Origin of the sequence: Arsenicicoccus piscis, from assembly GCF_022568835.1 — a bacterium.
Classification (GTDB): domain Bacteria; phylum Actinomycetota; class Actinomycetes; order Actinomycetales; family Dermatophilaceae; genus Arsenicicoccus; species Arsenicicoccus piscis.
On the sequence record NZ_JAKZHV010000001.1, the window covers coordinates 169,764 to 190,251 of the forward strand.

Genomic DNA, 20,488 nt, shown 5'->3' on the forward strand with positions numbered 1-20,488 from the left:
GTCGCGTCGTCCCCGGACCGCGACGAAGGACCGTCATGACCCTGCTCGACGACGACCACCAGCTGCACGACGACCTGCGCGCGTTCCGCCGCGCGATGCACCAGGAGCCGGAGATCGGTCTGGACCTGCCGCGCACCCAGGAGAAGGTGCTCGCCGCCCTCGACGGCCTCGCCCTCGAGACCAGCACCGGCACCCGCACCACCTCGGTCACGTCGGTGCTGCGCGGCGGTGCCGGTAGGACGGGCAGTGCGGGTAGAGCGGATGGCGCGGCTGGTGCGGCCGGCGACCGGCCGGTGGTGCTGCTGCGCGCGGACCTGGACGCGCTGCCGTCGAGGAGGGGGTGCTGGACGCCGCCGGTCGGCGGGTCGACGCGGCGTACGGGATGCACGTCTTCAGCGCGATCGAGCCGTTCGGCACGTTCGTGACCAAGCCCGGCCCGATGCTCGCCGCCTCGGACGGGTTCTTCGTGACCCTGCGCGGACGCGGCGGGCACGGCTCGGCCCCGCACCTGGCGCAGGACCCGGTGCCCGCGGCCGCCGAGCCGGTGACCGCGCTCCAGACCGCCGTCACGCGGACCTTCAGCGTGTTCGACCCGGTCGTGGTCACCGTCGGCCTGCTCCAGGCCGGCACCAAGGCCAACGTCATCCCCGACGAGGCCCGCCTCGAGGCGACCGTGCGCACTTCAGCCGCGAGCAGCGCGACCTCGCCGCCGCGACCTTGCCGCGGATCGCCGAGGGCATCGCCGCCGCCCACGGGCTGGAGATCGACGTGCGCTACGTCGAGGAGTACCCCGTCACCGCCAACACGCCGGCCGAGGCCGACCTCGCGCGCCGCACCATCGAGACCCTGTTTGCCGGCGAGCCGCACCGGCACACCCGCTGGGTCGACCCGCTCGCCGGGTCCGAGGACTTCTCGTTCGTGCTGCGCGAGGTGCCCTGCGCGTTCGTCGGCCTCGGTGCCACGGCTCCCGGCGTCGACCCGCGGACTGCCGACTACAACCACTCCCCACGAGCCACGTTCGACGACGGCGTGCTCGCCGACGGCGCCGCGGTCTACGCCCAGCTCGCCATCGACAAGCTCACCGAGCTGGCCGGGTGAGCAGAACGGCTCAGATTCGGTCCGGTGGCTCCAGACCGGAGGCGTGGAACTTCTCCTCGAGGAAGCGCCCGTGGTTGGCGAGGGCGTTGGCATCGCCGACGTAGAGCGCCTGCTTCACCTGCTCGAGCCGCTCCTCCAGCAGGTGGAGCTGGTCGACCAGCTGCTGCGCGGGCGTGCCCCGGCCCTGGACGTCGACCTGCTCGGCGTACTGCCGCGGCAGGTCGAGGTAGGTCTCCAGGGCCGTGGGCAGGTAGTCGCGGATCGTGCGGGACACGACGTGCAGGTTGTCCTGCGAGGCAGCCAGCTGCGGCGCCCGGTCCAGGCAGGCGCGCAGCACGACCTTGATCCGCGAGAAGCTCGCGTAGGCCTCGCGCGGCAGCCGAGCGCTGGCCTTGTCGATGCGGTCGACGAGCTTCTGCAGCGCCTGTCGCTCCTGATAGGCCCGCTCCTCGGCGTTGTCCGCCGTGGTGCCCTTCGGAGCGGGTCCACCGAACAGGCGCCGCAGCACGCCCATCTCAGCGCTCGATCTGACCCGGCTGGGTGCCGAGGCCCTTGAGCGCGGTGGCTTCGTTCTCGGAGCGGGTGTGCGCCCGCTCGAGGTAGGCCTTGGAGCGGGTCAGCTCGGTCTCCAGCGCAGAGACGGTCTGGCCCATGTTGTCCAGGGCCTGCACCTTGAAGGTGTCGATGGCGTCCATCGTCGCGTAGATGTTGTTGAACGCCTGCTTGAGCGAGTCGAGCGACACCGAGGTGGACGCGGCCTGGTTGTGGATCTCGGTGGTCTGCTGCTTGAGCATCTCCGAGGTGGCCACGATCAGCCCGGACGTCGTCTCGTTGAGCGCGCTGATCTGGTCGAGCACGAGCTTCTGGTTGGCGAGCGCCTGCGCCACGATCACGGCGGTGCGCAGCGCCGCGACGGTCGTGGTGGTGGCCCGCTCGACACCCTTGATCAGCTCGCCGTTGTTGCGGCGCACCATGTCGAGGGCGAGGTAGCCCTGGGCCGAGACCGCCATCTGGGTCAGCAGGTCCTGGTGCTTCTGGCGCACCGCGAAGAGCATGTCGGAGCGGATCGCGTCGGCCCGCTCGGGGTCCTCCAGCGCGACCTGGTCGGCCTTGGCCTCGAGCGCCTTGTCGATCGCCCCGGCGAGCACGGTGTACTCCTGGAGCTTCTGCATGGTCTGCCAGAGGTTGACCTTCTCGCCCTCGATGGCGGCGTTGTCCTTGCGCAGCTCGTCCTGGCCGTTCTTCAGCGACTCGACGATGGCGTTGAGGTGGCCCTGGCTGTCGCGGTAGTCGTCGAAGTAGTCCCGCAGCCGGTCGCCGTAGGGGATGATCCCGAGCAGCTTCTTCTGCGGCTTGTTGATCTTGGAGGGGTCCAGGTCCTGGATCTTCTGGCGCAGGTCGACCAGCGAGTCGGCGACGAACTTCTGCGGCTCGCCCTCCTGGCCCTTCGCGGCCTTGAGGGCGCGCACGGGACGCTCGAGCATCCGGTTGGAGACCTCGGACGAGGCCCGGATCTCGGCGTTGCCCATGGCCGAGATGTCGCGGACCTTGGCGGCGAACTCGGGCTGGCGCGGGTCCATCGCCGTCAGCGACTCGACGAACGTCTGGGCGCGTGCGGCCAGCGCCTCGGCCTTGGCCGGGTCGAGCGGCACCATGCTTGACACCTTCGCCGGAGCCACCGGCGGCACCGCGGCGGGCGGCACCAGCATGAGGTCGGTAGAGACCTGCGGCGCGTCCGCGACGTTGGTGCCGGCGCTCGCGGTGGTCGGGGCAGTCACCGACAGGTCGAGGCCGGAGTCGCCGCCGGCCACGGTGGTGTCGGCCGGCGCGGTGCTCGTGCGGGTCGGGTCCCCACCGTCGTCCGGTGTCGCGGACGACTGGGGGTTCGGCTGGGCGGTGTCGGACATCGGCTCTCCTTCGAGGAAGATCGGTCGCGGGGTCCAACGCGTGTGCCGGTCCGGAAGATCCCGGGCGCTCGCCCGTCCGTCGGTGGTGCGTGGCGCCCCGCCGATCCCAACCTACCCGGCCGATCCCGCTCTACGGAGGCAGTCAGCTCTGCGGACCGATCCCTTCGACGTTCACCCGGTCCATCGAGCCGGTCGTGACGTCCACCCGAACGTTCACCCAGTTCGCGCCCTCGGCCCCGTCGCTGGAGGGGCCGTTGCCCCCGACGCGCAGTACGACGTGCCCGGCGTCGGACCAGCCGAGCAGGTGGCCGAACCGCGCGCGCAGCAGCGGCGCCTGCTCGCTCAGGAGCACCCGCGACGTCCCGTTCCGCAGGTCGGCGATCCGCAGCGGCCCCCAGCCACCACCATCGACGCCGACGTCACCGGCGACGCTGGCGAGGAGCGCGACGAGCTGACCGGAGGGATCGACGGCCATCGGCCGCCACTGCGAGGACCCGTCACCCAGCGGCACGACCACGGGCGGCGGGCTGCCCGCGACGAAGGCGTCCGGGGTGGTGCGGGCCAGGCCGCCCGGCTCCGCTCCCCCGGGGTCCGTGAGCAGCCACCCGGCATCTGACTGCAGCACGAGGGGGCGCTTCACCACCCGCTGGGACCCGTCGTCGCCGAGCAGCACGGTGGGCACCTGGGAGGTGACGGTGGCGGCGACGTCCTGGGTGTGGGGCTGCAACCACCACCCCGTCGCGTAGCGTCCCGAGGCGCGCATCCCCATCGCGCCGGCGGGCGCGATCGCCCCCTCGACGGGGACCCGAGCCACCTCTTCGCCGGTGGCGAGGTCGCGGACGGAGTACGCCACGGTGCGGATCGCATCGCCGGAGGTGTTGGCCGGCCCGACGCCGAGCAGCACGCGGCCGCTGGTGGGACCTCCGACGAGATCGGTCAGCGGACCGCTGGCCAGGTCGCGCACGGTGCCGTCCGGCCGGACGAGCACCAGGTGGGTCCGCGGGATCGCGCCGCTCGAGTCACCGGCGTCAAGACCGAACGCCACCAGCGCCACCCCGAGGGCCGTGCGCACCGCAGGGCCGGACGGGCTCCACGGGTTCGGGAGCAGCACCGTGCCGTCGGCCAGGTCCAGGTAGGTCCCGTTCGACGCGGACCGCATCGACGGCGGCAGCCGCACCGCAGGTCCCTGCGGCAGGGCGTCGACCGCGGTGAGGAACGCGAGCGTGTTGCGGTAGGCCTGATCGGTGGGCGGCGCCGTGGGGGCGGTCGGGCTCGGCTGGGTCGGGCCTGGCGCGATCGTCTCGAGGTGCACCGAGTCGGCCGTAGCCCGGCTGGCCCGGTCCTGCTGCTGCCAGAGGGCGTAGCCCCCCACCCCCACTCCGGCGAGCGCCACGAGGGCGGCCGCCCCCAGCGCCACCCTCCGCCGGCCGCGCCCGGCCGAGACGCCGGCCGCCAGCGACTCGGCGAACCCGTCCGGCAGCGGACGGGACTCGTCGTCGTGACCGTGCGGGTGGTCTACGACGTCGGGGAAGGCGAGGTCGCTCGCACCGCGCAACCGGCGCCGACCGAGCCGGTCGCGGACGAACGCCTCCGGACCCTCCTCGTCGCCCACCCGGTCCCAGTGGGCACGCAGGGCGACCAGGGCACGACGCAGCTGGTCCTCGGCGACGTCCTCGCGTCCGTCGGCGAGGCGCAGGGCCTGGGCGTAGAGCACCGGCCCGCGGGCCGCGACGAACTCGTCGAACGGCTCCCTCGCCACCTGCTCGGGCATGGTGCTCACCTCCTGTGGACGCCCATCCTCCCCACAAAGGTTGTCCTGCGCAGCGGGTAGAGTGGGGGCAACAGCAGTGGTGTGCCGGGAAGTCTGGTCGGCGTCGGCCTTGCCGACCCCTTTCCTCGTCCCGAAAGTGACTCATGGCCCTGCTTCCCCCGACGTCCCCCCGCCTGCTCCCCCGGTCCACGTGGCCCGAGGCGCAGCGGGTGACGGCCCTCCTGCGCACCGAGACCGTCGGTGGCGCCCTCCTGCTCGCAGCCGCCGCGCTCGCCCTGGTGTGGGCGAACTCGCCCTGGCGCGACGGCTACTTCGCGCTGCGGGACGTCACGGTCGGCCCGCACGCCCTCCACCTGGACCTGTCGCTCGCCACCTGGGCGGCGGACGGCCTGCTCGCGATCTTCTTCTTCGTCGCCGGGCTCGAGCTCAAGCACGAGTTCGTCGCCGGCACGCTGCGCGACCCGCGCAAGGCCGCGGTGCCGATCGTGGCGGCGGCGTGCGGCGTCGCGGTGCCGGCGATCGTCTACGCGGTGGTGGTCGCCACCTCCGGGGTGGGCGGTGACGCGATGCGCGGGTGGGCGATCCCGACCGCCACGGACATCGCCTTCGCGCTGGCCGTGCTCGCCGTCATCGGCAGCTCGCTGCCGAGCGGCCTGCGGGCCTTCCTGCTGACGCTCGCCGTCGTCGACGACCTGATCGCCATCACCATCATCGCGATCTTCTACACCAGCTCGCTCGACCTCACCCTGCTCGCACTCGCCGTCGTCCCGCTGGCGCTGTTCGGGATCGCGGTGCAGCGCCGCCGCACCTACTGGTGGCTGCTCGGGCCGCTGGCCTTCGCCGCCTGGGCGCTCGTCCACGCGTCCGGCATCCACGCGACCGTCGCCGGCGTCATCATGGGCCTGCTCGTGCCGAGCGTGGTGAGCAGGAAGTACCAAGCACCCAACATCGAGCGGCTCGAGCGGGAGGTCCCGACCGACCACCCGCTGCGCGAGCACGCCGAGCAGGTCGTCCAGACCAGTGTCGGGAGCCGGATGGAGCACCACCTGCGCCCGGTGTCGGCCGGGTTCGCCGTGCCGGTCTTCGCCTTCATGGCGGCCGGCGTCACCGTCGTCGGCGGAGGGCTCGGGGCGGCCTGGCACGACCCGGCCGCCCTCGGCATCGCCCTCGGGCTGGTCCTCGGCAAGCTCGTCGGCGTCCTCGGCGGCACCTTCGCGATGGCGACCTTCACCAAGGCCCGGCTCGACGAGGACCTCACCTGGTCGGACATGCTCGGCGTCTCGCTGCTCGCGGGCGTCGGGTTCACCGTGTCGCTGCTGATCGGCGAGCTGGCCTTCGGCGCCGGCTCCCCGCGCGACGACCACGTCAAGGTGGCCGTCCTCACCGGCTCCCTCGCGGCCGCCGTCCTCGCCGCCGTGGTGCTGCGAGCCCGCAACAGGGTCTACGCCCAGATCGCGCTGCGCGAGGCCGAGGACCTCGACGACGACGGCATCCCGGACGTCTACCAGCCCGAGCAGTCCGCACCCCCGGCCCGGCCGGATAGCCGGTAGAACGACGAGAAGTGGGTATTCTCGGAGTAGATCCGCCATGTCACCCGCGACCGACCCGAGACATCCTCAGGGAGAGAAGACCATGATCAACGAGACCGACCCGCAGGCCCGCAGCTTCGGCCAGCTCGTCGCCGACGCCACGCAGGACCTGTCGACGATCGTCCACAACGAGATCCAGCTGGCCAAGGCCGAGGTCAAGGTGGACGCGGCGAAGGCGGGCAAGGGCGCGGGCCTGCTCGCGGGTGCTGGCGTCTTCGCCTTCCTCGCCCTGATCCTGCTGCTCATCGCGGCTGCCTACGGCCTGACCGCCGCCGGTCTCGCGGCCTGGCTGTCCTTCCTCATCGTCGCCGTCGTGCTGCTCGTGGTCGCCGGCATCCTCGGCCTCGTGGGCAAGAAGGCCCTGTCCGGCATCAAGGGCAAGCCCGAGCGCACCATCCGCAACGCGCAGGAGACCGTCGACGCGGTCAAGGTGGCGGCCACCACCAACAACGACCGTCCCGAGCTGTCCCGCACGGCCTGACGCCCCCGCCCCGCTACGGCCGGGCCACGCACCAGGCCATCAGGCCGACGCGCGAAGGGCCGCCCCGACCGGGGCGGCCCTTCGCGCGTCCTGCCCAGGTCTCGCTGCGGGGTCTACCCGTTGGCGCACCGGCCGGTGCCGACGGGCTCGCTCATGGTGGCGGCCCGGTCCAGGGTCGGGGCGATCGCGGCGTCGGTGAGCGCATAGCCCGTGGACGCGTCGTCCAGCGAGCGGGCGAAGATCGTGCCCGCGACCCGTCCGTCGGTCGTGAGCAGCGGACCGCCGGAGTTGCCCGGCTTGACCGCCGCATAGATCGAGTAGACCCGGCGTGTCACGCCCGCGCCCCCGTAGATGTCGTTGCCGGTGGCCACCAGGGTGGAGCGCACCGCGCGGAGCTGAGGTGATAGGGCCCGTCCAGCGGGAAGCCCGCGACGACCGCGCTGGTGCGGGCGGGCAGCACCGACGGGGCTCGGTCCAGCGCCGGCGCGTCGAGGGTGGGCGCGTCGAGCACGGCGACGTCGAGCTCGGGGTCGAAGTGCACGACCGTCGCCGGCACCGCACGGCCCTGCCCGCCGACCCGCAGGGTGACCTCGCTCGACCCGGCGACGACGTGGGCGTTGGTGACGACCCGGTGCCGGGCCACGACCCACCCGCTGCCCTCCTGGACCCGGCGGCAGGTGGTCGAGTCCGAGGTGATCTTGACGACGCTCGCGGCGGCCGCCGTGATGCCCGGGGTGCGGGTGACGCCCGGGTCGGGCGCGGTCACCGGGGTGATCGGCTCCGGCCCGAGCCCATCGAACACCCGGGGGAACTCCGCGATGTCCAGGGCGTTGCGGAAGCTGGAGAACAGCGCACTGCCCTGCGCAGGCATGACGTCGTCCAGGGCGGACAGCACCTTGGAGCCGGCGATGACGGTGGTGGCCGAGCGCGGGACGGCGGGGCGCAGCGCGTTGCCGAGGAACCACACGGCCACGCCGACCACCAGGAAGGTGGCGACCGAGCCGAGCAGCGAGTCGACCCAGCGCAGCGCCCCGATCCGGTTGGCGTCGCGCAGCCGCCGGCCGATCGTGCCGAGGATCGCCTGGCCGATGCAGGCACCCATCACGACGGCGACCAGGACCACGACGGCCCGCAGCATCGGGCTCCCCTGCAGCACCGTGGCGCGGTCGAGCAGAGTCGGGAGCAGACTCATGGCGAGGACACCGCCGCCCACGAGGCCGATCATGCCGAGGGCGCCGGCGACCAGGCCCGAGCGCCAGCCGGTGACCGCGTAGGACACGAGCACGAGGACGAGGATGACGTCGAGCACACCGGAGGTCATGACCAGAACCTCTCCGGGAGCACCTCGCGCCGGTTGCTGTCCCACTGCTGCTCGAGACCGGCGAAGGTGAGCAGCCGCGAGATCACCCCCGCGGTGAAGCCCCACACGAGCAGGCCGTCGATCTCGAACGCCGGTCCGACGTAGCCGCTCGGGTGCGTGACGGTGAACCGGGACGCCGGGTCCACGAGCTCGTCGATGGGCGCGCGGAAGACGCTGGCGACCTCCTCCGGCTGGGCCGGGCCGATCGGGTGCGGCTGCTGCCACCACCCGAGCACCGGCGTGACGCCGAAGAACCGGTGCGGCATGTAGAGCTCGGGGAGGGTCGAGAGGACCTCGACGGTGTCGTCGTGCAGGCCGACCTCCTCGCGGGCCTCGCGCAGCGCAGCGGCGACCGGTCCGGTGTCACCCGGGTCGATGGAGCCGCCGGGGAAGGCGACCTGGCCGGGGTGGCTGCGCATGGTGTGGGCCCGCTCGGTGAGCACGACGTCCTGACGCTGCGCGTCCTGCTCGTTCGGGGCCACCAGCACCAGCACGGCGGCGCGGCGGCGGGCCCCCTCCCGCGGCGGCAGGTGGGCGCTGTAGCCCTCGGCCGGGGTCTCCTGGAGGCGCTGGCTGAGCGTCTGCAGCCAGTCGGGGACGGGCGCGTTCATCCGACCACCGGGGCGAGCGGCTGGCCGGGCGCCAGCTCGAACTTCAGCAGGCGGGCCGCCTTGACCGGGTCGGTCTCGCCCTCGCCGTAGGACGGGCACAGACCGGCGATCGGGCACACCCCACAGGCGGGCTTGCGGGCGTGGCAGATCCGCCGGCCGTGGAAGATGATGACGTGGCTGGCCATGGTCCAGTCGCGGCGCGGCAGCAGCTGCGCGACGGCCGCCTCGACCTTGACCGGGTCGGTCTCCTCGGTCCAGCCGAAGCGACGCACCAGTCGCCCGAAGTGCGTGTCGACGGTCAGGCCCGGCACGCCGAAGGCGTTGCCCAGCACCACGTTCGCGGTCTTGCGCCCCACGCCGGGGAGGGTCACCAGGTCGGCCATCGCGCTCGGGACCTCGCCGCCGAAGCGCTCCACGAGCGCTCCCCGAGCTTGATCAGGGCGTCGGCCTTGGCGCGGAAGAACCCGGTGGGGGCGATGAGCGTCTCCAGCTCGGCGCGGTCCGCGGCGGCGTAGTCCGCGGCCGTCGGGTAGCGGGTGAACAGCGTCGGCGTCACCTTGTTGACCCCCACGTCCGTGGTCTGCGCGGACAGCACCGTCGCGACGAGGAGCTCGAGCGGGCTCGTGAAGTCGAGCTCCGCGCGGGCGTAGGGGTAGGTGTCGTGCAGGATCCGATACATCCGGCGCGCCCTGCGGGTGCGCGCGACCGGGGTCTCGACCGCGAACCGATTCCGGGCACGGGCGGCGGCAGCCGGGGTCGGGGGCTGGGTCGGGGGCTGGAGCACGTCGTCAGGGTAGGGGCGTTGGCTGAGTGTCGCCCGTAAGACCCGGCAGGTGATCGGTGAGTGATCGGCGAGTGATCAGCAGCGGTGCCACCCGCGTGGCATGATGCCCTTCGTGGACAACAACGTGGTGCGCCGCTCCCCACTGTTCGCGGCGCTGGACGACGAGGCTGCCGCCGCCCTGCAGGCCATGATGACGCCCACCCGGCTCACCCGGGGCGAGGTGCTGTTCCACGAGGGGGTCCGCGGCGACGCGCTCTACATCATCATCGACGGCAAGGTGAAGCTCGGTCGCACGAGCAGCGACGGCCGCGAGAACCTCTACGCCGTCCTCGGCCCCGGCGAGATGTTCGGCGAGCTGTCCCTCTTCGACCCCGGCCCCCGCACGCTCACGGCGACCGCCGTCGCCGACACCCGCCTGGTCGGGCTCGGTCACGACCAGCTGCGCGCCTGGGTCCGTCAGCGGCCCGACGTGTCGATGACCATGCTCACCGCGATCGCCCGCCGGCTGCGCCGCACCAACGAGCTGCTCGCCGACATGGTGTTCACCGACGTGCCCGGCCGCGTCGCCAAGGCCCTGGTGGACCTCGCCCAGCGGTTCGGTCGCCCCGCCGACGAGGGCATCCTCGTCGCGCACGGCCTCACCCAGGAGGAGCTCGCGCAGCTCGTCGGCGCGTCCCGCGAGACCGTCAACAAGTCGCTCGCCGACTTCGCCACCCGCGGCTGGATCCGGGTCGAGAACCGCGCCGTCGTCCTGCTCGACATCGAGCGCCTGCAGCGCCGCTCGCGGTAGCCCACTCGGCCGGTCGAGCGCTGCCGCCGGCCGCTAGCGCGCGCCGGGCCCCTCGAGGTAGGCGAGCTGGGCCAGCACGCTCAGCCGCGCCGCGGGCCACACCGCACGCGGCACGTCCGCGTAGACCCGCTTCACGACCTCGTCGGCACCCTCGGCACCCGCAGCGAGCGCCTCGCGCACCTGGTCGAGCCGCTCCGCGCGATGGACGAGGTAGAACGAGACCAGCTCGTCCGCCTCGCTCACGGTGGGTCCGTGGCCGGGCAGGATCTGGGTCAGCTCGCCCGAGCCGGTCCGCGCCTTGAGCCGCGCGAGGCTGTCGAGGTAGTCGGCCAGCACGCCGTCGGGGTGGGCGACCACGGTGGTGCCGCGGCCGAGGATGGTGTCACCGGTCAGCACGGCGTTCTCGGCGGGGAGGACGAAGCTCACGCTGTCGCCGGTGTGCCCGGGCGTCGCGAGCACCGCGATCTCGAGGCCACCGACCTGCAGCCGCTCCCCCTCGGCGAGGTCGTCGCCGCCTCGCCCGATGGCCCGCACGGGCGCACCGGTCAGCTCGGCGAACCGCCCGGCTCCCTCGGCGTGGTCGGGGTGCCCGTGGGTGAGCAGGACCTGCTCGACGTGCTGGTCGTGGCCGGCCACGTCGGCCAGCACCGCCTGCAGGTGGGCCTCGTCGAGCGGCCCGGGGTCGATCACGGCGACGCCCGAGGCGCCGGGCTCGGCCACCACCCAGGTGTTGGTGCCGTCGAGCGTCATCGGGCCGGGGTTCGGGGCGAGCACGCACCGAGCCCGGGCCGTGACGCGGCCACCGCGCCACTCGCCCGGGGCAGCCGTCGGTGCCGGTGGTGCGACTCGTCCGCTCACCGCGCCACCCCGTGCTCGCCCGTGCCGGCCCGGGCGTCGGCGTCAGCACCGCGGGAGGTTCTCGGCACGCGGGCGCGCAGCACCGGGTCGGCGCCGGCACGCCCGGGCACCAGCTCGGGCTCGATCGGCCACACGGGCGGCTGCTGGGCCACGACGGCGGCCGCGGCGCCGGCATCGGTGCCGGCGTCAGCGCCGGCGTCGGCCAGCTCCTCGAGACTGACGATCGTCGGCGGCAGCAGAAGCACCTCGGCGCGGTCGTGGGCCGCGAGGACGTCGGCCGGGACGTACCACCCGGCCAGGTCGGTCTCGGTCGTGCAGTCGTCGGGGTGCTGCCCGCTCGGCAGCAGCGCCGCGAAGAACGCCGTGTCGTAGCGGCGCGACTCGAACGGCGGCGTGATCCAGCGGCCCCGCAGCGACAGCAGGTCGGCGCGCAGCACCAGCCCGCGGCGGGTCAGCATCTCGGCGAAGGACAGCTCGCGGGCCTCCAGCGCGGCGCGGTCGGCCCGGTAGGAGTCGTCGGCCACGTCGGCCACCACGTCGTCGGCGCCGGAGCCGGCGAGCAGCACGCCGCACTCCTCGAACACCTCGCGCACGGCCGCCACGACCAGCCCGCGCGCGTCGGATTCACCGCACCCGAGCCGCTCGGCCCACTCCGAGGGACCCGGCCCGACCCAGGGGAGGTCGACCGCGTGCCGGTCGCGGAGGTCTACGCCACCGCCGGGGAAGACGGTCATCCGGGGTGCGAACGCCATCGAGGGGACCCGGCGCAGCAGGAACACCTCGAGACCGTCGCCAGCAGCGGCGACCCGGTCCCGCAGCAGCATGACCGTCGCCGCGAGCCGGGTGTCCGGGCCGACCCGCTGATCGCCCGGGAGGGCGAGCCAGGCCGCGGCCCGCTCCCCCAGCTCACCGGTCGGGAAGTCGCGCCAGTGCCCCAGCTCGCCCATCGGGACCGCCCTCAGTCGTCCGCGAGGGCGACGAGCAGCTCGAGCTCGACCGGCGCGTCGAGCGGGAGCACCGCGACGCCGACCGCGGACCGCGCGTGCCGGCCACGGTCGCCGAACACCTCGCCGAGCAGCTCGCTGGCGCCGTTGATCACGCTCGGCTGGCCGGTGAAGGACGGGTCGCTGGCGACGAAGCCCACGACCTTGACCACCTGGGCCACCCGGTCCAGGTCGCCGACCACCGACTTCACGGCGGCGAGCGCGTTGAGGGCGCAGGTGGCGGCTAGCTCCTTGGCGGTCTCCGGCGTGACGTCGGACCCGACCTTGCCGGTGACCTGCAGGGCTCCCCCGACCATCGGCAGCTGCCCCGAGGTGTAGACCCGTCGGCCGTCGAGCAGCGCGGGCACGTAGGCCGCCACCGGCGCGACCACGGGCGGCAGGGTCAGCCCCAGCTCGGCGAGCCGGTCCTCGACGGCGCCCACGTCAGGCCTTCGGGCGCTTGAGGTAGGCCACGAGGTTGCCCTCGGGCATGACGAGCACCTGGACGAGCTCCCACCCGTCGGAGCCCCACTGGTCGAGGATCTGCTTGGTCGCGTGCACGATCAGGGGGACCGTGGCGTACTCCCACGTGGTCTTCTCAGTCATGGTCCCGACTCTAGCCCCAGCCTCTACCCTGGCCGCATGACTCCTTCGCCGGACCGCGTCCGGCTGCACGTCGTGACCGGCAAGGGCGGCTCGGGCAAGACGACCGTGGCGACCGCCCTCGCGATGGCGCTGGCCCGCGACGGGCGCACCGTCCTGCTCGTCGAGGTCGAGGAGCGCCAGGGCCTCGCCCAGACGCTCGACACCCCACCCCTTGGCCCCGTAGAGCGTCGGGTCGCCGACGGCCCCGGCGGCGCCGCGCTGTGGGCGCTGTCCGTCGAGGCCCGGGCCTCGCTGCTCGAGTACCTCCAGCAGTTCTACCGGCTCGGCCGCGCGGGTTCGGTCCTGGAGAAGGTCGGCGCGATCGATTTCGCCACGACCATCGCCCCCGGGGTGCGGGACGTGCTGCTGATCGGCAAGGTCTTCGAGGCGACCCGGCGCACCAGCGGCCGGCCGCACCCGAAGGGCACGCCCGAGCACTACGACGCGATCGTGCTGGACGCCCCGCCGACGGGACGGATCACCCGGTTCCTGTCCGTCAACGAGCAGGTCGCCGACCTGGCGAAGGCCGGACCGATCCACTCCCAGGCCGGCGCGATCACGACCCTGCTGCACTCGGATCAGACGCGCGTCCACGTCGTCACGCTGCTCGAGGAGATGCCCGTGCAGGAGACCGTGGACGCGGTGGCCGAGCTGCGCGAGGCAGGGCTGCCCGTCGGTGCCGTCGTCGTCAACCAGGCGCGCGCCGCCCTGCTCGACGAGCCCGACGAGGTGGCACTGCTGGCGCTGGCAGACGGGACCATCGACGTCCCGGCCGTCGCCGACGCGGTCGGCTCGGTCGGGATCGACGACCCGCAGCGGGTGGCGGGCTCGCTGCTCGATACGGCCCGGGGCTACCGGGACCGGCTCGACCTGGAGGCCGCGCAGTACGACCTGCTCGAGCAGCTCGGCCTCCCGCTCGTGCTGCTGCCGCTGCTGCCCGACGGCATCGACGGCGGTGCGCTCGCCGAGCTCGCGGACCTGCTCGCCGAGGAGCTGGACCCGGAGCCGGACGAGGACGCAGGACAGCTCGACCTGCCCGAGAACGGACTCGCGCGATGAGCCGCACCCCGACCACGCTCGACCTGCCCGCCTTGGTGACGGACCCGGCGACCCGGATCGTCGTCTGCTGCGGCTCCGGCGGCGTCGGCAAGACCACGACGGCGGCGGCGCTCGCGGTCCACGCGGCCGAGGCCGGGCGGTCCGTCGTCGTGCTCACCATCGACCCGGCGCGCCGGCTGGCCCAGTCCCTCGGGGTCGGTGAGCTCGACAACACCCCTCGCACGGTGCCCGGCGTCGGGGCGGGCGGCGGTCGGCTCGATGCGATGATGCTGGACATGAAGCGGACGTTCGACGACGTCGTGCACGCCCACGCCGACCCGCAGCGGGCCGCGCAGATCATCGCCAACCCGTTCTACCAGTCGGTGTCCAGCTCGTTCGCGGGCACCCAGGAGTACATGGCGATGGAGAAGCTGGGGCAGCTGCGCGCCGAGGCCGACCGCACGGGTCGCTGGGACCTGATCGTCGTCGACACCCCGCCGTCGCGCTCCGCGCTGGACTTCCTCGACGCGCCGAAGCGGCTCGGCAGCTTCCTCGACGGGCGGTTCGTGCGGCTGCTGGCCGCCCCCGCGAAGGTGGGTGGCCGCGCCTCGGTCAAGGCGCTCGCCGGCGGCGTGGCGGTCGCCACCAAGGTGCTCGACAAGCTCCTCGGGGCCCAGCTGCTGCGCGACGTGCAGACCTTCGTCGCGGCGCTGGACACGATGTTCGGCGGGTTCCGGGAGCGGGCCGACGCGACGTACGCCCTGCTCAGCGAGCCGGGCACGGCCTTCCTCGTGGTCGCCGCGCCGGAGCGCGACGCGCTGCGGGAGGCGCGCTACTTCGTCGAGCGGCTCGCCCACGACCAGATGCCGCTCGCGGGTCTCGTGCTCAACCGGGTGGCCCAGCCCGGCCCCATCGGCGTAGACCGTGCGCTCGGGGCCGCCCTGCAGCTCACCGACGGGGAGGAGTCGGGAGCGGCGGAGCGGGCCGCGGCGGCGGCGCTACGGCTTCAGGCGAGTGTCGGGGCGCTGGCCGCTCGGCACCGGGCGGCGCTGCGCGGGTTCGCGGCGGCGCACCCGGGGGTGCCGGTGGCGGTCGTGGCGGCAGCGCCGACGGACGTGCACGACCTGGAGGGTTTGCGGCAGATCCTGCGGTGAGGCTCCTGCGGGGAAGCCGGCGTCAGGGCCGCTCGCCCCTTCAGGCGACGCGGGTGCCTCGGGCGCGGACGGCATCGAGGACCGGGCGCCAGGAGGTGACCTCGGGACGACGCTTGAGCAGCGAGCGACGCTCGCGCTCGGTCATCCCGCCCCACACGCCGAACTCGGTGCGGTTGTCCAGCGCGTCGGCCAGGCACTCGGCGATGACGGGGCAGCCCACGCAGATCTGCTTGGCCTGCTGCTGCGCCGCACCCTGGACGAACAACGCGTCCGGGTCGCCGTTGACGCAGGCGCCGAGCGGCGCCCACTCCTGGATCCACTGAGCCTGGACGGGCCGCTCTACCGAGGTCTCGGTGTGGACGGTCATGAGGTTCCTCCCCTGGATCTTCCCCCGAAAGGGTAAGTAGTCTTCGAAGCGAGGCCAATGGCTAGCCGGAGGGGTATACCGTCGTCCTCGGGACTAGTCACACGACCTGGTCTCCATCGCGTGTACATGCTGTAAACGCGCGACCCCGGCTTGGGTTACGGGCAAAGTTCGAGAAGTTACCCTCGTACCTATGAAGCAGGGACGGATCGCGAGCATCCCCAACGTCACGAGCCTGTTGGCGGCGTTCTTCGCCATCGCCGTGGCGACCGGGATCGTCGCATCCGCGCTGGTCATCCCGGGTGTGGCCATGTTCGGCGCCTCGGTCAAGACCGGCGTCGGCGCCTACGACTCGCTGCCGGCCGACTTCCAGTCGGTGGTCCCCAACCAGCAGACCACGGTCTACGCCTCGGACGGCAAGACCGAGATCGCCACGCTCTACGACCAGAACCGCGTGGTCGTGCCGCTGTCCCAGATCGCCCCGATCATGCGCAAGGCGCAGGTGGCGATCGAGGACAAGCGCTTCTACGAGCACGGCGGCGTCGACCTGCGGGGCATCGCGGCGGCCGTGGCCGGCAAGGTCGGCGGCGGCGCGGTGCGCGGCGCCTCGACCCTCACCCAGCAGTACGTCAAGGTCACCCTCGAGACCGCGGCCGAGCGCCGCGGCGACAGCGAGGCCGTCAAGGCCGCGTCCGAGGTCACCTTGGGCCGCAAGCTCCAGGAGCTGAAGTACGCCGCGCAGGTCGAGAAGGTCAAGACCAAGGACGAGATCCTGCAGGACTACCTCAACCTGGTCTACTTCGGCGACCGCACCTACGGCATCGAGGCCGCCGCCCGGCACTACTTCCACACCACCGCCGCCAAGCTGACCCTCACCCAGGCGGCCACGCTGGCGGGGCTCGTCCAGAACCCCAGCACCACCGACCCGATCAACCACCCGCAGGCGTCGCTGAAGCGCCGCAACGTGGTGCTCGGCGTCATGCACGGCGAGGGGATCATCACCGACGCGCAGTACCAGGCGGCGGTCAAGGCCCCGCTCGGCACCAAGCCCTACAACCCCACCAACTCGTGCGCGGTCTCGCCCTACCCCTACTTCTGCGACTTCATCGTCAACTGGGCGCGCACCCAGCCGGCCTTCGGCAAGACGGGCAACGAGCGCGAGGGTCGGGTCCGCACCGGCGGCTACAAGATCGTCACCACGCTGGACCCCGACCTGCAGAAGGCCGCTCAGGAGTCGATCGCGCGCCGCGTCGGCCAGCAGGACTTCCCGCCGTTCGGGTCGGCCGCCGTCACGACCGAGGTCGGCACCGGCAAGGTGCGCGCCATGGTGCAGTCGTCCGGCTACAGCCTCAAGGGCGGCGACGGCAAGACCAGCGTCAACTGGGCCGTCGACTCCACCTACGGCGGTGGCGGCGGGTTCAACGTCGGCTCGACCATCAAGGCGTTCGCGATCGCGACCGCGATGGAGGCGGGCTTCGGCCCGGACTACACCATCAGCGGGATCCGCCCCGCCCCGGCGACCTGGTACGCCTCCGACTTCAACGGCTGCGGGCCCACCGCCCCGTGGGTCGTGCGCAACGTCGAGGGCGACGAGAACGGCCGGGTCATGACCCTGCGCGACGCCACCCGCAACTCGGTCAACACCGCGTTCGTCAAGCTGGTCCAGCAGCTCGGCGCCTGCAAGGTGCGCGAGATGGAGACCCGCCTCGGCATCCACCTCGGGCGCCCGCAGATGCAGGAGGGCAAGATGAGCGACCAGATGGTCCCGTCTCCCGCCGCCATCAGCCTGGGCTCGGCCAACATCTCGCCGATGACCATGTCGCTCAGCTACGCGACGTTCGGCGGCGAGGGCAAGTACTGCCCGATGAACCCGATCGAGTCGGTCACCGACTCCGCCGGCAAGAAGCTCAACCTCAACCTGCCCGGCTGCAAGCAGGTGATCAGCAAGCAGGTCGCCGACCAGACGTCGAACCTGCTGCAGTCCGTCATGACCGACGGCACCGGCCGCACCGTCCAGCTCGCCGGTGGGCGCCCGTCGATCGGCAAGACCGGCACCGACGACGGCAACGAGACCTGGTTCGTCGGCGCCACCCCGCAGTACTCCACCGCCGTGTGGGTCGGCACCCCCAACGGCGACCGCGCCGGTGGCCTCGAGTACCGCTTCAACAACGCCCGCCTGCACGGCTCGGACGGCACCCGCTACTACGGCAAGCTGCAGGGTTACAAGGTCGCCGGACCGATCTGGCAGGGCATCATGAACGCCGCCAGCCAGGACCTGCCGATCGTGCAGTTCGGCACCGCGTCCAGCACGCCGGTGACCAACGGCGACTACACCGACGTCCCGAAGGTCGCTGGCATGTCGGTCTCCGAGGCCACCAGCGCGCTGCAGTCCGCGGGCTTCCAGGCGCAGGTGGGCCGCAGGGTCTACTCGAACTACATCGGCCGCGGGCTGGTGTCCTACGCCTACCCCGGCGACCGGGCCCTCAAGGGCAGCACCGTGACGCTGCGGATCTCGGCCGGGGTGCGTCCCCGCGCCGCGGCCACCCAAGGCGCGGCGCCGACGAGATCGGCTGGGCAGGCCCAGCCGGCTCAGCCTGCCCAGCCTGCCCAGCAGGCGAAGCCCGCAGCCACGCCGGCGAAACCCGCGGCCACCGCGCCGGCGCCGGCGGCCTCCGCTGCGAAGCCCTAGGCGGGGGTGAGCGCCGCGCGCACCGCGGCGGCGACCCGGCCGCCCTCGGCGCGACCGGCGACGGTGGCGTTCGCGACCTTCATCACCTGACCCATCTGCTTCATGCCGGTGGCACCGGTCTCGGCGACGGCGGCGCGGACGATCTCGGTGATCTCGTCGTCGGTCAGCTGCTTGGGGAGGTAGACCTCGAGGACGGCGAGCTCGGCGTCCTCCACCTCGGCGAGCTCGAGTCGGCGCGCTCCGCGGTAGGCCTCGGCGGCCTCGCGGCGCTTCTTGGCCTCCTTGGCCAGCACCTTCAGCACCTCGTCGTCGGTCAGCTCGTGCGCCTCGGTGCCGGCCACCTCGGCGTTCGTGACGGCGGTGAGGGCCATCCGCAAGGTGGCCGAACGGACCTGGTCGCGGGCCCGGATGGCCTCGGTGAGGTCGTCGTGCAGGGTCTCCTTGAGGGTGCTCATGCTCGTGATTGTCCCACCTGCGCGCAGGTGCCCTCCCCTGGATTTCGATGGGAAGATGGTCCGATGAGCACCGTGACCCGTACCCTCGCCCGGACCGCGCTCGGCACCGTCGCCGCTGGCGCGACCGCCGTCGCCTACGGCTCGCTGATCGAGCGCTACGCCTTCACGCTGCGGCACTTCTCGGTGCCCGTACTGCCTGCCGGCACGGACCCGCTGCGAGTCCTGTGCCTGTCGGACATGCACCTGGTCCCCCGCCAGAAGCGCAAGATCGCCTGGGTGCAGTCGCTCGCCGAGACCGAGCCTGACCTGGTCGTCAACACCGGCGACAACCTCGCGGACCTGGCCGCCGTGCCCTACGCGCTCGAGGCGCTGGAGCCGCTGCTGGAGCGTCCCGGGGTGTTCGTGATGGGGTCCAACGACTACTTCGCACCCAAGGGGAAGAACCCCGCGCGCTACCTCACCAAGAAGCACGCCCAGCGCAAGGGTGAGCACCAGCACCTGCCCACCCACGAGCTCATCGCGGGCTTCGAGTCGGCGGGGTGGATCAACCTCAACAACCGGCGCGACCGGGTCAAGGTCGAGGGCAGCGAGCTCGAGCTGATCGGGCTCGACGACCCGCACATCAAGCGCGACCGCTACGCCGAGGTGGCCGGGCCGGCAGACCCGTCCGCGACGCTCACCGTCGGGGTGGTGCACGCCCCCTACACCCGCGCGCTCGACGCGTTCGTGGCCGACGGCGCCCAGCTGATCCTCGCCGGCCACACCCACGGCGGACAGCTGGCGCTCCCGTTCTACGGCGCTCTGGTCACCAACTGCGACCTGGAGCGCAAGCGCGCCAAGGGGGTCTCGCGCTGGTGGCCCGGGTGCGCCAACGCGCCCTCCGAGCAGGCGCCGGACGACGCCGCGTGGATGCACGTGTCGGCCGGGTTCGGCACCTCGCCGTACGCGCCGATGCGCTTCGCCTGCCGCCCGGAAGCGACCCTGCTGACCCTCACGCCGCGCCCGTGAGCGCGATTGGGTGAACGCGACGCCCGTCCGGTATCCTCGTTGAGGTTCAACCGGGGTGTGGCGCAGCTTGGTAGCGCGCTTCGTTCGGGACGAAGAGGTCGCAGGTTCAAATCCTGTCACCCCGACCGGTTGACGAAGGCCCCTGGCTGGCGCAAGCGCCGGCAGGGGCCTTCGTCGTTCTCGTCCTTCCCGCCCTTTCGGGTCGGACGCCGTTCCCCGCGACCTCGTGCCCACGGATGGCAGGGTGGTGCGCATGGATCTGCAGGAGTTCCTCACCCACGTCCGCAGCGGATCGCCGATCATCGGCGGCTCCCCGGAGCACGAGTTCATGCACGGTGCCTCGCAGGATGCCTTCCGCATCACGGCCCAGATCAACGACGGGTATCGCACCCCCGACGAGATCCGCGACCTGCTGAGCGAGCTCACCGGCACTGCGATCGACGAGTCCGTCATGGTGTTCCCACCGTTCTACAGCGAGTTCGGCAAGAACCTGCGCCTCGGCAAGGACGTCTTCATCAACCTCGGCTGTCGCTTCCAGGACACCGGCGGCATCACCATCGGGGACGGCGCGTTGATCGGCCACGGCTGCACCCTGACCACCCTCAACCACAGCGTCGACCCGGACCGACGCGCTGACATGGAGCCCAAGCCGATCAGCATCGGCCGCAAGGTCTGGCTCGGCGCCTCGGTCACGGTGGTCCCCGGCGTCACGATCGGCGACGGCGCCATCGTCGGCGCCGGCTCCGTCGTCACCAAGGACGTCCCCGCCAACACCATCGTGGCCGGCGTCCCAGCAAATGCCTTGCGCAGCACCGGTTTCGACGCCTGAGCCCACTCTGGGTCGTCAGCCGAGGCGTCGTCGTCGTGTCCCCGGCTGCCCGCCGCGAAGATGGTGGCAGTCTG

The 20,488-nt window shown here is 72.6% G+C and carries 21 protein-coding genes, 1 tRNA gene and 3 pseudogenes; 12 read left to right on the top strand and 13 right to left on the bottom strand.

Annotation, left to right across the window (positions count from 1 at the left end; genetic code table 11):
• Positions 1–35: 35 nt before the first annotated feature.
• The 3 genes and pseudogenes from MM440_RS00875 to MM440_RS00885 all read left to right on the top strand — a co-directional run.
• Positions 36–425 carry a hypothetical protein gene (locus MM440_RS00875; RefSeq protein ID WP_241441323.1) on the top strand — a complete coding sequence of 130 codons (390 nt, stop codon included), beginning with the start codon at positions 36–38 and terminating at the stop codon, positions 423–425.
• 14 nt (positions 426–439) lie between these two features.
• Positions 440–634: pseudogene (locus MM440_RS00880) on the top strand (amidohydrolase); the annotation flags it as partial.
• A pseudogene (locus MM440_RS00885) lies at positions 571–1,098 on the top strand (M20/M25/M40 family metallo-hydrolase); the annotation flags it as partial. The pseudogenes MM440_RS00880 and MM440_RS00885, both read left to right, overlap by 64 nt.
• Positions 1,099–1,108: 10 nt before the next feature.
• Here MM440_RS00885 and MM440_RS00890 read toward each other — a convergent pair.
• From MM440_RS00890 to MM440_RS00900, 3 genes are all read right to left on the bottom strand, one after another.
• Positions 1,109–1,612 (bottom strand): hypothetical protein, encoded by a 504-nt coding sequence (locus MM440_RS00890; protein ID WP_241441324.1) that lies wholly within the window; start codon positions 1,610–1,612, stop codon positions 1,109–1,111.
• Between the two features lies 1 nt (position 1,613).
• The gene (locus MM440_RS00895) at positions 1,614–3,005 is read right to left on the bottom strand and encodes a toxic anion resistance protein (protein ID WP_241441325.1); all 1,392 of its coding nucleotides are present in this window, start codon (positions 3,003–3,005) and stop codon (positions 1,614–1,616) included.
• Between the two features lie 142 nt (positions 3,006–3,147).
• Positions 3,148–4,776, bottom strand: a complete 1,629-nt coding sequence (locus tag MM440_RS00900) for a SigE family RNA polymerase sigma factor (protein WP_241441326.1) — start codon at positions 4,774–4,776, stop codon at positions 3,148–3,150.
• Positions 4,777–4,919: 143 nt separating this feature from the next.
• Here MM440_RS00900 and nhaA point away from each other — a divergent pair, with 143 nt between their 5' ends.
• Both nhaA and MM440_RS00910 read left to right on the top strand, forming a co-directional pair.
• Positions 4,920–6,326, top strand: coding sequence for a Na+/H+ antiporter NhaA (gene nhaA / locus MM440_RS00905; protein WP_241441327.1), 1,407 nt, complete (start codon positions 4,920–4,922; stop codon positions 6,324–6,326).
• Positions 6,327–6,408: 82 nt separating this feature from the next.
• Positions 6,409–6,846, top strand: a complete 438-nt coding sequence (locus tag MM440_RS00910) for a phage holin family protein (protein WP_241441328.1) — start codon at positions 6,409–6,411, stop codon at positions 6,844–6,846.
• A gap of 113 nt (positions 6,847–6,959) precedes the next feature.
• Here the strand turns inward: MM440_RS00910 and MM440_RS00915 are convergent, their stop codons facing one another.
• From MM440_RS00915 to nth, 4 genes and pseudogenes are all read right to left on the bottom strand, one after another.
• Positions 6,960–7,217: a MarP family serine protease gene (locus MM440_RS00915; RefSeq protein WP_241441329.1), complete on the bottom strand. Its 258-nt coding sequence runs from the start codon at positions 7,215–7,217 to the stop codon at positions 6,960–6,962.
• Entirely contained in the window at positions 7,178–8,167 is a 990-nt protein-coding gene (locus MM440_RS00920; RefSeq protein ID WP_241441330.1) for a MarP family serine protease, read from the bottom strand. The genes MM440_RS00915 and MM440_RS00920 overlap by 40 nt, the downstream gene beginning before the upstream one ends.
• Positions 8,164–8,817, bottom strand: a complete 654-nt coding sequence (locus MM440_RS00925; protein WP_241441331.1) for an NUDIX hydrolase — start codon at positions 8,815–8,817, stop codon at positions 8,164–8,166. The genes MM440_RS00920 and MM440_RS00925 overlap by 4 nt, the downstream gene beginning before the upstream one ends.
• Positions 8,814–9,496 (bottom strand): annotated as a pseudogene (gene nth, locus MM440_RS00930) (endonuclease III). Before nth ends, MM440_RS00925 begins: the two are co-directional and overlap by 4 nt.
• Positions 9,497–9,713: 217 nt before the next feature.
• Here nth and MM440_RS00935 point away from each other — a divergent pair.
• Positions 9,714–10,391 (top strand): Crp/Fnr family transcriptional regulator, encoded by a 678-nt coding sequence (locus tag MM440_RS00935; protein WP_338155598.1) that lies wholly within the window; start codon positions 9,714–9,716, stop codon positions 10,389–10,391.
• Positions 10,392–10,424: 33 nt separating this feature from the next.
• Here MM440_RS00935 and MM440_RS00940 read toward each other — a convergent pair whose 3' ends face one another.
• From MM440_RS00940 to MM440_RS00955, 4 genes are all read right to left on the bottom strand, one after another.
• On the bottom strand, positions 10,425–11,165 hold the full coding sequence (locus MM440_RS00940; RefSeq protein ID WP_241441332.1) for an MBL fold metallo-hydrolase: 741 nt from the start codon (positions 11,163–11,165) through the stop codon (positions 10,425–10,427).
• A gap of 80 nt (positions 11,166–11,245) precedes the next feature.
• Positions 11,246–12,196, bottom strand: a complete 951-nt coding sequence (locus tag MM440_RS00945; RefSeq protein ID WP_241441333.1) for an NUDIX hydrolase — start codon at positions 12,194–12,196, stop codon at positions 11,246–11,248.
• 11 nt (positions 12,197–12,207) lie between these two features.
• Positions 12,208–12,675 (bottom strand): RidA family protein, encoded by a 468-nt coding sequence (locus MM440_RS00950; protein ID WP_241441334.1) that lies wholly within the window; start codon positions 12,673–12,675, stop codon positions 12,208–12,210.
• 1 nt (position 12,676) lies between these two features.
• A complete protein-coding gene (locus MM440_RS00955) occupies positions 12,677–12,838 on the bottom strand; it encodes a Sp36 family protein (RefSeq protein ID WP_241441335.1) in 162 nt (53 codons plus the stop codon).
• Positions 12,839–12,874: 36 nt separating this feature from the next.
• On the opposite strand from MM440_RS00955, the gene bagA reads away from it, so the two are divergent.
• Both bagA and bagB read left to right on the top strand, forming a co-directional pair.
• A complete protein-coding gene (gene bagA / locus MM440_RS00960; RefSeq protein WP_241441336.1) occupies positions 12,875–13,936 on the top strand; it encodes an ATPase BagA in 1,062 nt (353 codons plus the stop codon).
• Complete coding sequence (gene bagB, locus MM440_RS00965; protein WP_241441337.1) at positions 13,933–15,069, top strand: ArsA family ATPase; 1,137 nt, start codon at positions 13,933–13,935, stop codon at positions 15,067–15,069. The genes bagA and bagB overlap by 4 nt, the downstream gene beginning before the upstream one ends.
• Positions 15,070–15,109: 40 nt before the next feature.
• Here bagB and MM440_RS00970 read toward each other — a convergent pair whose 3' ends face one another.
• The gene (locus MM440_RS00970; RefSeq protein ID WP_241441338.1) at positions 15,110–15,436 is read right to left on the bottom strand and encodes a WhiB family transcriptional regulator; all 327 of its coding nucleotides are present in this window, start codon (positions 15,434–15,436) and stop codon (positions 15,110–15,112) included.
• 190 nt (positions 15,437–15,626) lie between these two features.
• Here MM440_RS00970 and MM440_RS00975 point away from each other — a divergent pair, with 190 nt between their 5' ends.
• On the top strand, positions 15,627–18,122 hold the full coding sequence (locus tag MM440_RS00975; RefSeq protein ID WP_241441339.1) for a transglycosylase domain-containing protein: 2,496 nt from the start codon (positions 15,627–15,629) through the stop codon (positions 18,120–18,122).
• On the opposite strand, the gene MM440_RS00980 is transcribed toward MM440_RS00975, so the two are convergent.
• Positions 18,119–18,577 carry a GatB/YqeY domain-containing protein gene (locus tag MM440_RS00980; RefSeq protein ID WP_241441340.1) on the bottom strand — a complete coding sequence of 153 codons (459 nt, stop codon included), beginning with the start codon at positions 18,575–18,577 and terminating at the stop codon, positions 18,119–18,121. The two genes, MM440_RS00975 and MM440_RS00980, sit on opposite strands and share 4 nt — an antisense overlap.
• Before the next feature lie 63 nt (positions 18,578–18,640).
• On the opposite strand from MM440_RS00980, the gene MM440_RS00985 reads away from it, so the two are divergent.
• The 3 genes from MM440_RS00985 to MM440_RS00995 all read left to right on the top strand — a co-directional run bounded on the left by MM440_RS00985 (position 18,641) and on the right by MM440_RS00995 (position 20,414).
• Positions 18,641–19,585, top strand: a complete 945-nt coding sequence (locus tag MM440_RS00985) for a metallophosphoesterase (RefSeq protein WP_241441341.1) — start codon at positions 18,641–18,643, stop codon at positions 19,583–19,585.
• Between the two features lie 51 nt (positions 19,586–19,636).
• A tRNA-Pro gene (locus MM440_RS00990) sits at positions 19,637–19,710 on the top strand.
• A 128-nt stretch (positions 19,711–19,838) separates the two neighbouring features.
• The gene (locus MM440_RS00995; RefSeq protein WP_241441342.1) at positions 19,839–20,414 is read left to right on the top strand and encodes a sugar O-acetyltransferase; all 576 of its coding nucleotides are present in this window, start codon (positions 19,839–19,841) and stop codon (positions 20,412–20,414) included.
• Positions 20,415–20,488 lie beyond the last annotated feature (74 nt).